Source organism: Roseateles sp. FW305-36 (genome assembly GCF_058787015.1).
The window spans coordinates 66,899-78,221 of the sequence record NZ_JBYSZK010000001.1 but is presented as its reverse complement, the minus strand read 5'-3'; the positions used below and the strand labels follow the sequence as shown (position 1 = coordinate 78,221).

Genomic DNA, 11,323 nt, shown 5'->3' with positions numbered 1-11,323 from the left:
GTGGCTCAGGCTCAGACTCCGGCTCGCCCGCCACGACGCCCACAGCGCCGACAACGCCTCCTGCCCCGGCTCCCGCGCCTGCTCCCACCCCTGCGCCCGCTCCAGCGCCAACCCCGGCACCATCGCCCTCGGCCGGCAGCCGCATCACCTGCAATCTGGCCAACTTCCAGGCCGACATGCTGGCGGCCGTGAATGCCCGTCGGCGCGCCGGCGCCAGCTGTGGTTCACAAGGCAGCTTCCCGCCGGCGTCCGACCTGGTCTGGAATGCCGCCCTCACCCAGGCGGCCGTGGCGCACAGCGACGACATGGTCACGCACAACTTCTTCGACCACACCGGCAGCGACGGCAGCACCTTGGGCACGCGCGCGACGGCCGCCGGCTATGTCTGGAGCAGCCTGGGCGAAAACATCGCCGCCGGCCAGGCCACCGTCACCGAGGTCGTGGATGGCTGGATGAAGAGCGACGGCCACTGCGCCAATCTGATGAACGCCGCCTTCCGCGACATCGGCGTGGCCTGCGTGTCCGGCAACGCCGGCACCACCTACCGCAGCTACTGGACGCAGGACCTAGGCAAGCCGCGCTGATGGCTGGAAGCGGTCACGCCAAAAAGAAAAAAGCCACGCGGCCGAGTCATCGCGACTCGCCTGCGTGGCTTGGTGACCGGGTGAAGGGTCAGGCCTTCTTGGCCTTGGCGCGACGGGCTGCGTAGGCGCCCACCAGGGCGAGGCCGACCAGGGCCGCTGCGTCCGGCTCGGGCACTTGGTTGCTGCCGCCGATCTGGAAAGTGATGAACTCGCCCGTCTGCTCGTCGGTCACGGTATAGCTGCCGGCGTGCATCTGCAGGGAGGCGAACGAAGCGTTGTGGAAGGTCCAGTTCTGGTCAGGCGACCAGAAGGTGCCGTCCAGGTCTTCGCGCGCGATGCCCAGGCCGGGGAGCTGGCCGCCGATACCCATGACATAGGTGGTAAAGGCCTTTTTGCCGCTGTCGACCGTCGTGTTGAAGTTGCTTGCCGACCAAGGGCCGTCAGCGCTGACCCATTCCGCGAAATCGGTACCGGTATGGAAGCCGAAGGACATGTTGACACTGCCGACGGTGGTACCGCCCATGATGTCGTGCTTGCCGTTTTCTTCGACACCGGCACCGCCCCAGCTGGACACGGTCTTCTGAAGCACAAGCCCAGCGGTGTCGATGGTGCCGGAGGAGTTCATCACCACATTGGCGCCGGACTCGGTGAACGTGAAGACGATGCCGGCGTTCGCGACGCTGCTAAGGGAAGCGGCCAGGGTTGCAGCTGCGATGGAAGCCAATTTCATGGCGGATCTCCTCAAGGGAACTTCGATGCCTTCGATAAGCAACCCTCGTGCCGTGCGATTGAATCCATTAAGAATCAGTGACTTGCGAGATCGTCACAGCGACTTCAAGCTAGGGGTGTAAAGTTAATTGACATCCTAAAACCCTTCATTCGAGGGGGCTCGCAGCTCACTTTCTTCGCGGGTCTGAATCCAGAAGTCGCGCCCGGCCGCTCCAAGGAAGCACCATCCACCTGTTTGCCTGGAGCTTTCCATGATGTTCGACATCCAGTCCGCGCTGCCTCTGTTCATTCCCATCCTGGCGATGTTCATTCCCATCATCGCCATCCTGTCGCACTACATCGGCAAGGCCCACAGCGAGCGCCAGCGCCACGAGACCATCCGCGAGCTGGCCCGCGCCGGCCAGCCCATCCCGCCCGAGCTGCTGGCCGACGCCCAGGACAGCGACTTCCACCGCGCCAAGCGCAACCGGGCCAATCCCAACCGCATCCTGATTCCCGCCGTCATCAATATCGGCATCGGCCTCGGGCTGATGGGCATGTTCTCGACCATGATGCCGGGTGCGTGGCTGTGGAGCATCGGCCTGCTGCCGCTGTTCATGGGCCTGGGCCTGGCGGTGTACTGGGCCGTCGAGCGCAAGCAGCAACCACCCGAGCTGTGACGCTCCGCCCCGCCGCGCCGGCCGACGCAGAGGCCGCGCTGGTGGCCCGCGCGGCCGCCGGCGACCGCAGCGCCTTTGCCGCCCTGGTGCAGGCCCATCAGGGCTATCTGCGCAAGCTGCTCGGCCGTGTCTGCCGCGGCGACCAGGGTCGCGCCGACGACCTCGCCCAGGAGGCCTTCGTGCGCGCCTGGCGTGCCCTGCCCCAGTTCCGTGGTGAGGCACGCTTTCGCACCTGGCTGACGCGGCTGGCCTACTCCGCGCTGTCCGCCGAGCGCCCCGCCCTGCCCGTGATGGACGAGGCGCCGCCCGACCTCGAGGCCCACAGCGACTTTGCCCCTGGTGCTGACTGGCGCATCGACCTCGACCGCGCCATGGCCGGGCTCAGTGAGGCCCAGCGCCACGCGCTGCTGCTCTGCTACGGCGCCGACCTCAGCCACACCGAGGCCGCCCAGGTGCTGGGCTGGCCCATAGGCACCGTCAAGACCCAGGTACTGCGCGCCAAGGCCAGGCTGCGCACCCAGCTGCAAGCATGGGAGCCCACGACATGAACGATTTCGACAGCAACGACGACGCAGCCTTCGACGCCGCGCTGCGAGCGCAGTTGCAAGCCGACGGCGAGCCCGACGATGCGGGCTTCAGCCTGCGGGTGATGGCGACCTTGCCCGACCACGTGCCGCCGGACCGGCGTCGCTGGGCGCGCTGGGTCAGGCGCGCGCAATGGGTGGCGATCAGCACGGCGGCCTGCGCAGCGGCGGGACTGCTTGCCAGCAACCCTGGCGCGCTCGATGTGCCGCATGCGCTGGCCGCCGTGGCCCTGGTCGGTCTGCTGATCTTCTGGTCGGTGCCGAGCCGGTGGAGTCGGGGCTGAGCAAGCGCTGGTCGACCCACTGCGCCATCACGCTGCGATGCCCAGGCTGAGCCTCAGCTTCTTCGACAGCTTGGCCGCCACCAGCTCATGCGATCGCCTCACCAGCGCCTCCAGTTCCGCCAGCGGCAGCGCCTTGGGGTCGGACACGGCCACCCAGTGATACCTCGCCGCATACGGCGCCGGTGCGAATCCGGGCAGGCCCGTCAGCTCCAGGAAGCGGTGGTCGTCGACCTTGAAGCTGCAATGCGTCCACTTGTCGGGATGGGGCCCGCCGACGAAGAACATCTTGCCGCCGACGCTGGCAACCCAGTCGGCGCCCCATTTGACGTCCTCGGTGGCACCGGGCAGCGCCATGGCGTACTCGGCAAGGGCGGCAAAACTCATGCTGCGGTGTCCATCGTGACGCGGGGACCACGATTCTCACTGCCGCAAACCGCAATAGCGGCAATTTGCGGCAGGCCGCGGCCGGCCGTGTGAGCGCGGGACGACCCCGCCTCTGACAATTCACGGTCACAGCTTGTCACACCGGGTTTTCGTCCCGGAAACGGCAGATGCCGTCGTCCAACTCGACCGCCGGATGATTTTCCAAGACCTGGATCCGAGCGCGCCCACCGCGCCGCCCATCGATACCTTGCAGCAAGGCATGGCCCTGTTCCATGCCACGCCGCCGGACTATCGGCGTGCCGTGTCCTGCTTCCGCGATGCAGCCGACCGCGGCAGCGGCGATGGCCTGGCCATGCTCGGCCTGTGCCAGCTCGAAGGCCTGGGCATGCCGGCGGATGCGGCGCAGGCACGCGTGCTGCTGAAGCAGGCGGCGGCGCGGCGCAGTGCCATCGGGCGCTTCCAGCTCGGCCGTGCCCTGATGACCGGCCGCGGCGGCGAAGCCGATGAAGCGGCCGGCCTGACGGCCTATGTGGCCGCAGCCGCCATGGGCCACGCCGAAGCCACCTTCAATCTCGCCAGTTGCCTGTTTGCCGGCGTGGGCTGCATTCCGGACCGGCTGGCCGCCAAGTCGCTTTATCTGCGCGCCCGCGCCCTGGGCTGCACGCTGCGCCCCCAGGGCGTGCTGGTGAAACGCAGCGAGCTGGAATCGGTCCGCATCCTGGCCGAACGCTTCGCCGACCCCAACCGCATGTTCTTCCTCGTGCAGGAGCGCCAGCAGGAGCTGGCCCTGGCCTATGCCGCTGCCCAGCCCTCGCCGGCCCAGGACGCAGCTGACAAGTCCCGAACCCTGCAAAGCGCTGGACGGCTGGCCGCGAGCGTGATGGCCGCCATGGCCGGCACCCTGGGCCAGTACTTGCGGCCGTCTTCGAACGACGCCGGCCCGACGACGATCAACTTCTGAGCCGGGGGCGCCCGAAACAGCGGGAATATTTCACGCTCCATGGCCTCAACAAGTTACACCTTGCAAGACCTCGGCCGCGCCGGCCATGGCGCGCCCGGCGCTTGCCCACAATCTAGGGATTAGGCCCCACGAGGCCTTCACAACAAGACTGTCGTTGGATGAACTCCCGAGACCCGGGCCTCGCCCCGACCCTGCCCGCCGCCCTGGATGCGCCGGCCGTCAACCCCCTGCAGCATGGGCTGGCGCTGTTCCACGCCGTGCGGCCTGACTATGGGCGCGCCGCCGGCTGGTTCCGCGCCGCAGCGGATGGCGGGGACGCCGACGGCCTCGCCATGCTGGGCCTGTGCCAGCTGGAGGGGCTGGGCATGGCCGCCGACGCGACGCAGGCGCGAGCACTGCTGGAGTTGGCGGCGACGCGCGGCAGCGCCATCGGGCGTTTCCAGCTCGGGCGCGCGCTGCTGACCGGCCGCGGCGGCCCCGTCGATGAGGAGCGCGGCCTGTCGTCCTATGTGGTGGCAGCGTCCATGGGTCATGCCGAGGCCTGCTTCAACCTCGCCAACTGCCTGTATGCCGGCGTGGGCTGCCTGCCCGACCGCCTGGCCGCCAAGGCGCTCTACCTGCGCAGCCGCACGCTGGGCTGCACCCTGCGCCCGCAGGGCGTTCGCGTGCAGCAACGCGAACTGAAGGCGGTTCGCACGCTGTCGCTGCGCTTCGCGGACGCAGATCGCCTGATCTTCCTGATCCAGGAACGCCAGCAGGAACTGGCCCTGGTGCAGGCCGTGGTCCAGCCGCGCCAGGCGCGCGCCGCGGCCAATGCCAGGCCCCGACGCTTGCGCACGGCCGGGCGGCTGGCCGCAGGTGTCATGGCAGCCATGGCCGGCACGCTCGGCCACTACCTGCGCTCGACCTCGCGCGACGCCGGACCGACGACGGTCAACTTCTGAAGCCGCGGGCTGCCCGCGACAGACCGCTGGGTAGGATGCCGCCATGCCGCTGCGCCCCATCCGCCTGCCTTCGCTCGACGCCCTGCTCGCCTTCGAGGCCGTGGCGCGCGCCGGCGGCTTCGAAGCGGCGGCCGCCGAACTGGCACTGACCGCCAGCGCCGTGGCCAAACGCGTGGCGGGCCTGGAGGAGCGGCTGGACCAGCCCCTCTTCCTGCGCCAGCCGGCCAAGGGCCTGAGCCTGACGCCCGCCGGTCACGAGTACCTGCCGCAGGTGCGCCAGGCCCTCGCGCTGTTGCAGGCCATGCCGCTGCACCAGCGCACCGGGCCACAGCGCGAGCGGCTTCGCGTCAGCTCCACGCCCACGTTCGCGCGCCAGTTGCTCGTACCCGCACTGCCCGGTTTCGCGGCCGCGCATCCGCAGGTCGAACTCGAGCTGACGCTGTCGGTGCCGCTGCTGGCCGAGGGCGACGCGGGCGCGGACCTGGAGATCCGCCATGGCGCGGTGCCGGAAGACATCGCGGCCTCCCAGGTGCTGCTGCGCGACCGTCTCACGCCGCTGGCCGCACCGGCGCTGCTCGCGAACCACGGTCCACTGCGAGAACCGGCCGACCTGCTGGCCCTCCCCCTGCTGCGCACGCCGCTGCAGCCCTGGGCACCCTGGCTGCGTGCCGCCGGACTGGGCCACGCACCGGAACCTGATGAAGGTCCCCGCTTCGTCGACCTGGGCCTGACGCTGGCGGCGGCCCTGGCCGGCCAGGGCGTGGCACTGGCCCGCCTCAGCCTCGCCCGCCATGAACTCGCCGAGGGCCGCCTCGTACAACCCTTCGCGCTGACCGTGCCGGCCGAGCGCCACTACGGCCTCCTCATCCACCGCCCGAGTCCGGCAGCCGAGGCCTTCGCGCAGTGGTTGCAGGCGCACTGCCGCGCAATGAACGCGGCGCAGGCGGAAAACTCTTCCGCCATGGCCTGAGGTTTTTTCCGGGGCGGCTGGCACGGGGCAGGCCTAGCATGGCGGCCTCACTCCGACTTGCCGCCATGCCCGTCATCACCTGCATCGAAGACCTGCGCCAACTCGCCGAAAAGCGCGTGCCGCGCATGTTCTACGACTACGCCGATTCCGGTTCCTGGACGGAGACGACCTACCGCGCCAACGAGAGCGACTTCCAGGCCATCAAGCTGCGCCAGCGCGTGGCCGTCAACATGGAAGGCCGCAGTACGGCCGTCAAGATGGTAGGCCAGGACGCCAAGATGCCCGTGGCCATCGCCCCCGTGGGCCTGACGGGCATGCAGCACGCCGATGGCGAGATCCACGCCGCGCGCGCCGCCGAGAAGTTCGGCATCCCCTTCACGCTGTCGACGATGAGCATCTGCTCCATCGAGGACATCGCCGAAAACACCTCGGCGCCCTTCTGGTTCCAGCTCTACATGATGCGCGACCGCGAGGCGATGGCACGCATGATCCAGCGCTGCAAGGCAGCCCAATGCTCGGCCCTGGTGCTGACGCTGGACCTGCAGGTCATCGGCCAGCGCCACAAGGACCTGAAGAACGGTCTCACCGCGCCGCCGCGGCCGACGCTCGCGAACATCATCAACCTGGCCACCAAGCCGCGCTGGTGCCTGGGCATGCTGGGCACGCGGCGCCACACCTTCCGCAACCTCGTGGGTCATGTGAAGGGCGTCAGCGACATGCGCTCCCTCTCGGCCTGGACCAACGAGCAGTTCGACCCGCGCCTGTCCTGGGCCGACATCGCCTGGGTCAAGGAGCAGTGGGGCGGCAAGCTGATCCTGAAGGGCATCATGGACGTGGAGGACGCCAGGCTGGCCGTGCGGGCCGGCGCCGATGCAATCGTCGTCAGCAATCATGGCGGACGACAGTTGGACGGTGCACCCAGCAGCATCCATGCCCTGCCGGCCATTGCGGCCGAGGTGGGCTCGCAGACCGAAGTCTGGATGGATGGCGGCATCCGCTCCGGCCAGGACGTGCTCAAGGCCTGGGCCCTGGGTGCCCGCGGCACCATGATCGGCCGCGCCATGGCCTATGGCCTGGGCGCCATGGGCGAGGAAGGCGTCGCCAAGGCCCTGGCCATCCTGCACAAGGAACTGGACGTCACCATGGCCTTCTGCGGCCACACCCAGCTGACGAACGTCAGGCGCGACATCCTCGTGCCGGGAAGCTATCCAACGGCCTGACTTCTTGCCGGCGGTGAACGGGCATGCGCTACTGCGGCGCATGAAGAACCTCCTCGCCACCGTCCTGCTCTCTTCATTGACGCTGACCGTCGCCGCCCAGACCTGCGCACCACCTGCCGGCCTCAAGGATGAGGCCGATCCCGTACGCATCCAGCAGCAGGCCGTGGCCCTGCTGCCCTGCTTGGGGCACCCCGACCCCAGGCTGCGCGACGACCTCGCTTTCGAGCAGCTGTCGGCCTGGTCACGCGGCGGCAAGCTGGACGCTGCCACGCTGCAGCGCCTGCGCACCGACCTCATCGCCGTGCTCGATGCCCCGCCCGATGCGGCCGGGGTGCATCAGCCTTTTGCGGTGCTGACCCTGGCCGAAGTCGCGCGGGCCGACCGGCTCAGGCCCTTCATGACGCCGGCGCAGCGTGCCGACCTCGTCGATCACGCGGCCCGCTTCCTGGCCGGCGTGCGCGACTACCGCGGCTTCATCCCCGGCGAGGGCTGGCGCCACGGCGTGGCCCATGGCGCCGACCTGGCCCTGCAGCTCGGCATGAACGAAGCGCTGAACGCGCCGCAACGCCAGCAACTGCTGGACGCCGTCACGCGCCAGGTGCTGGCCGACCACCAGCACAGCTACCGCTTCGGCGAGGGCAACCGCCTCGCCCGCGCGGCCTTGCAACTGCAGCTCAAGCTCAGGCCCGAAGACGCCGCCGTTCAGACCTGGCTGGACGGCCTGCTGCTGCCGCTGAAGCAGGCACAGGCCTGGGACGAGGCGGCCCTGACCGATCTGCACAATCTGCGCGAGTTCCTGTGGCCCCTGCTGGCCGGCGTGCTGGACGTGGCCGATGCCGGCCAGCGGGAGCGCTTGCTGGCGCCGCTGCAGAAGACGCTGCGAGGCCTACCTTAGGCTGGGCCTCGCCGCTCGAAATGCAGGCGGTCGTGCCAGACACCGCCGAGCAGGAAGCTTTGCGTCGAGCGACCGAACTCGCGGAAGCCGTTGCGGAGCAGCACCTTCACGGAACCCTCGTTGCCGACACGCGCATTGGCCTCCAGGCGCACCAGGCCCAACTCGCCGAAAGCCTTGGCGAGCACCAGGCGCACGGCTTCGCTGGCATGGCCGCGGCCGCAGGCGGACTCGGCGATGCGGTAGCCGAGGTCGGCCATCTGGAAGTGGGTGCGCTTCACGCCCGCAAGGTTCACCCGGCCGACCAGTTCGCCGGCATCGGTGCGCACCAGGAACTGGTAGCCCTTGTCCTCGGCCGCTTCGCGCTCGGCCAGCGCAATGGCGGCGCGAACGCCTTCAGGCGAGTAGTAGCCCGCCGGCCGCGAATTGACGCGGGCCTCGAAGAAGGCACGGTTGTCGGTCTCGAAGCGCAGCAGTTCGTCGGCGCTGTCGAGGGTGGGCGGGATGAGGCGAATGGAGGGCATGGCGGCCCATTTGAACAGCCGCTAGGCTCTCGGCCCGGAGGTCCCATGCCCCTGACTCGATTCCTAGGTCTGATCGCCGCCCTGCCCCTGCTGGCTGCGGCCGCCGACATCCCGAACAGCGCCGCCATCGATGCCGAGGCTGCACGCCTGATGGCCGCCAGCCAGGCTCAGGGACTGGCTGTGGCGGTCATCGACGACGGTCAGGTCCTGCACGTGGGCGCCTACGGCAAGCGCAATGCGGCGGGCGATCCCCTGCTGACCGACACCGTCATGTACGGCGCCTCGCTGACCAAGACTGTGTTCGGCTTCGCCGTCATGCAGCAGGTGGAACGCGGCAAGCTGGCGCTGGACCGGCCGCTGGCCGACTACCTCGACAAGCCGCTGACCGACTATCCGAACGAAGGCAAATACGGTCCCTGGCGCGACCTGGCCGGCGACGAGCGCTGGCGCCGCCTGACGGCGCGCATGCTGTTGACGCACAGCAGCGGCTTCGCCAACTTCCCCTTCCTGGAACCCGACCGCAAGCTGCGCATGCACTTCGACCCCGGCACGCGCTACGCCTACTCGGGCGAAGGCCTGATCCTGCTGCAGTTCGTCATGGAGCGCGGCCTGGGGCTGGACATGGGCGTGGAGATCCAGCGCCGCGTGTTCGACCGCTTCGGCATGACGCGCACCGGCATGATGTGGCGGCCCGACTTCCGGCCCAATCTCGCCGACGGCTGGACGATCGATGGCCAGGCGGTGCCGCACGACGAACGCAGCCGCGTGCGCGTCGCCGGGTCCATGGACACGACGATTGCCGACATGGCGCGCATGGCGGCCGGCTACGTCAAGGGCGTCACGCTGTCGCCCGAAGGCACGGCCGCGCTGACCACGCCGCAGTTGCCGATCACGACGGCCTCGCAGTTCCCGACGCTGCAGGCCGAACTGCCGCCATCCAAGCGCCGCGCCGACCTGGCCGCGGGGCTGGGCGTCATCGTCTTCCAGGGGCCGCAGGGCCCGGGCTTCTACAAGGGCGGGCACGACGACGCCACCGGCAACACCTGGGTCTGCGTGAAGACCAGCCGGCGCTGCGTCGTCATCCTGGCCAATGACGTGCGCGCCGAGCGGGCCTTTCCCCAGCTCGTGCGCTTCGTGCTCGGCGAGACCGGCGTGCCCTGGGACTGGGAGTACGGAAAGATGGACTTCGTGCGCTAGCGGCCAGCCGCCGTCACGAGCGCCTGAGCCTCGCCCGGCGTGACCGGCCCCTGTCCCGCCACCTCGACCACGACGAGATAGCCCGCCAGATCCTGGCGTGCGCCGGCAGCGGCATAGGCCTGGGCGAGCGTCAGCTGCCGGCTGGACAGCAACCGGCCGGTGGCGGGATCCCAGTCCTCGTTGGAGATCATGCAGCCCTGCTGGGGCGTGCCGGGGAAGTAGCTCGTGCCGGCGTAGTAGGCCGGGTTGATGGTCGTGCCGTGGATGAGCAGCTCGTCGCGACCCGCGCGGCCGGCCAGCCAGGCTTCCTTGATGCCGGCATAAGCGCGCCAACTCGCCGGCAGGAAGCTTTCGTAGGCGGCCTCGCTCCACGCGACCGTCGTGTCGCCATGCTCGAATTCGGCAGGCGTCGCCTCGATGGGCAGCTTGCTGTGCAGATAGGGCGTGGGGCCGATGTTGGGATTGGTGGCCGTGCCGGCGCCGACGATGGTGAAGACGCCCTGGGGCGTGTTGCCATTGGTGATGGTGCCGGGCAGGCCGCTGCGCGAGAGGGCCAGCTGGGACTGGGCAAAGAGCTGGCCGGTCGCGGTGCGCACAAAGCGGCCGTCGGCGCCGCGCACCAGCACCAGGCCCATGTCGGCACGACCGGGGCGCTGCAGGCTGTAGATGACGGGGTAGCCCGGCCGCAGCGGCGCGCCGAGCAGGTCGGCCAGCGGCGGCGGGCTGGCGCGGACGGTGGCGACGTCATCCATCAGCGCCACCAGGCGCGGGTCGTCGCGCCATTGCGGGAACTGGCGGGGGACGAGGTCACGGATGAACTCGGCGTAGCCGGGGTTGGCGGCCTTCAGCGTGTAGGCCGCAATGGCGAAGGGCTTGCTCGCAGTGAGCTGGGGCAGCAGGGGTTGCACGGCCGATTGAGCCTCGACCGCGTACAGCGCCCGTGCCGCGGTCAGCAGGGCACGCTGGTAGTCGGCGTCGCGGCTGGCCAGTGTCGGCAGGGCCTGCAGCAGCAGCGGCCGGGCGGCGTCGATCTCAAGGTTGTACTGGGCTACGAGGTCGAACAGCCTGGGCAGGGTCGCGTCGCGCTCGGGTCCGGGCGGCAGCGCGATGCGGGCGCGAATGTCGGCCAACGCGGCCTCGCGCAGCGCGCGCTCGCCGTCCGTGGAGGTGGCGGGCCAGCGGAGATCGGCCGGCTTCAGCGCCAGCAGCTCGGCGGCGCTGTAGCGCTTCTCGGCGGTGGGCTGGGGCTTCTGGGCTGCGCAGGCGGCCAGGGCCAGCGCCAGCAGGGTGATGAGGAGTCGGGCGATCATGTCGGCACAAAAAACTGCGGGCCGCTGTCGAAATCGCGGCGCCCGCTTCGTCGTAGTGTCAGGCAACCGCCTGACCCGAAA

Annotated in this window: 14 protein-coding genes; 10 read left to right on the top strand and 4 right to left on the bottom strand. The window is 69.6% G+C overall.

The window, feature by feature from the left end; genetic code table 11:
- The first annotated feature begins 188 nt into the window (after nt 1-188).
- The gene (locus tag AC3WOE_RS00360; RefSeq protein WP_492687512.1) at nt 189-584 is read left to right on the top strand and encodes a CAP domain-containing protein; all 396 of its coding nucleotides are present in this window, start codon (nt 189-191) and stop codon (nt 582-584) included.
- 88 nt (nt 585-672) lie between these two features.
- Here the strand turns inward: AC3WOE_RS00360 and AC3WOE_RS00355 are convergent, their stop codons facing one another.
- Nucleotides 673-1,314, bottom strand: coding sequence for a PEP-CTERM sorting domain-containing protein (locus tag AC3WOE_RS00355; protein ID WP_492687511.1), 642 nt, complete (start codon nt 1,312-1,314; stop codon nt 673-675).
- A 250-nt stretch (nt 1,315-1,564) separates the two neighbouring features.
- Here AC3WOE_RS00355 and AC3WOE_RS00350 point away from each other — a divergent pair, with 250 nt between their 5' ends.
- Genes AC3WOE_RS00350 through AC3WOE_RS00340 form a run of 3 tightly spaced genes read left to right on the top strand, consistent with a single transcriptional unit; the run spans nt 1,565 to nt 2,840 of the window.
- Nucleotides 1,565-1,972 (top strand): DUF6249 domain-containing protein, encoded by a 408-nt coding sequence (locus AC3WOE_RS00350; RefSeq protein ID WP_492687510.1) that lies wholly within the window; start codon nt 1,565-1,567, stop codon nt 1,970-1,972.
- Nucleotides 1,969-2,520, top strand: a complete 552-nt coding sequence (locus AC3WOE_RS00345) for an RNA polymerase sigma factor (RefSeq protein WP_492687509.1) — start codon at nt 1,969-1,971, stop codon at nt 2,518-2,520. The genes AC3WOE_RS00350 and AC3WOE_RS00345 overlap by 4 nt, the downstream gene beginning before the upstream one ends.
- Entirely contained in the window at nt 2,517-2,840 is a 324-nt protein-coding gene (locus AC3WOE_RS00340; protein WP_492687508.1) for a hypothetical protein, read from the top strand. Before AC3WOE_RS00345 ends, AC3WOE_RS00340 begins: the two co-directional genes overlap by 4 nt.
- Before the next feature lie 27 nt (nt 2,841-2,867).
- On the opposite strand, the gene AC3WOE_RS00335 is transcribed toward AC3WOE_RS00340, so the two are convergent.
- Nucleotides 2,868-3,224: an MmcQ/YjbR family DNA-binding protein gene (locus AC3WOE_RS00335; protein WP_492687507.1), complete on the bottom strand. Its 357-nt coding sequence runs from the start codon at nt 3,222-3,224 to the stop codon at nt 2,868-2,870.
- Between the two features lie 193 nt (nt 3,225-3,417).
- Here AC3WOE_RS00335 and AC3WOE_RS00330 point away from each other — a divergent pair, with 193 nt between their 5' ends.
- The 5 genes from AC3WOE_RS00330 (at nt 3,418) to AC3WOE_RS00310 (ending at nt 8,214) form a co-directional block, all read left to right on the top strand.
- Nucleotides 3,418-4,185 carry a tetratricopeptide repeat protein gene (locus AC3WOE_RS00330; protein ID WP_492687506.1) on the top strand — a complete coding sequence of 256 codons (768 nt, stop codon included), beginning with the start codon at nt 3,418-3,420 and terminating at the stop codon, nt 4,183-4,185.
- Between the two features lie 158 nt (nt 4,186-4,343).
- Nucleotides 4,344-5,129 (top strand): tetratricopeptide repeat protein, encoded by a 786-nt coding sequence (locus tag AC3WOE_RS00325; protein ID WP_492687505.1) that lies wholly within the window; start codon nt 4,344-4,346, stop codon nt 5,127-5,129.
- 43 nt (nt 5,130-5,172) lie between these two features.
- Nucleotides 5,173-6,099, top strand: a complete 927-nt coding sequence (locus AC3WOE_RS00320) for a LysR substrate-binding domain-containing protein (RefSeq protein WP_492687504.1) — start codon at nt 5,173-5,175, stop codon at nt 6,097-6,099.
- Nucleotides 6,100-6,164: 65 nt separating this feature from the next.
- Nucleotides 6,165-7,319 carry an alpha-hydroxy acid oxidase gene (locus AC3WOE_RS00315; protein WP_492687503.1) on the top strand — a complete coding sequence of 385 codons (1,155 nt, stop codon included), beginning with the start codon at nt 6,165-6,167 and terminating at the stop codon, nt 7,317-7,319.
- 40 nt (nt 7,320-7,359) lie between these two features.
- Nucleotides 7,360-8,214 carry a DUF2785 domain-containing protein gene (locus tag AC3WOE_RS00310; RefSeq protein ID WP_492687502.1) on the top strand — a complete coding sequence of 285 codons (855 nt, stop codon included), beginning with the start codon at nt 7,360-7,362 and terminating at the stop codon, nt 8,212-8,214.
- Here the strand turns inward: AC3WOE_RS00310 and AC3WOE_RS00305 are convergent.
- Nucleotides 8,211-8,735: a GNAT family N-acetyltransferase gene (locus AC3WOE_RS00305; RefSeq protein ID WP_492687501.1), complete on the bottom strand. Its 525-nt coding sequence runs from the start codon at nt 8,733-8,735 to the stop codon at nt 8,211-8,213. The two genes, AC3WOE_RS00310 and AC3WOE_RS00305, sit on opposite strands and share 4 nt — an antisense overlap.
- A gap of 45 nt (nt 8,736-8,780) precedes the next feature.
- Here AC3WOE_RS00305 and AC3WOE_RS00300 point away from each other — a divergent pair, with 45 nt between their 5' ends.
- Complete coding sequence (locus tag AC3WOE_RS00300; protein WP_492687500.1) at nt 8,781-9,932, top strand: serine hydrolase domain-containing protein; 1,152 nt, start codon at nt 8,781-8,783, stop codon at nt 9,930-9,932.
- On the opposite strand, the gene AC3WOE_RS00295 is transcribed toward AC3WOE_RS00300, so the two are convergent.
- Nucleotides 9,929-11,242: a hypothetical protein gene (locus AC3WOE_RS00295; RefSeq protein WP_492687499.1), complete on the bottom strand. Its 1,314-nt coding sequence runs from the start codon at nt 11,240-11,242 to the stop codon at nt 9,929-9,931. The genes AC3WOE_RS00300 and AC3WOE_RS00295 overlap by 4 nt on opposite strands.
- Nucleotides 11,243-11,323 lie beyond the last annotated feature (81 nt).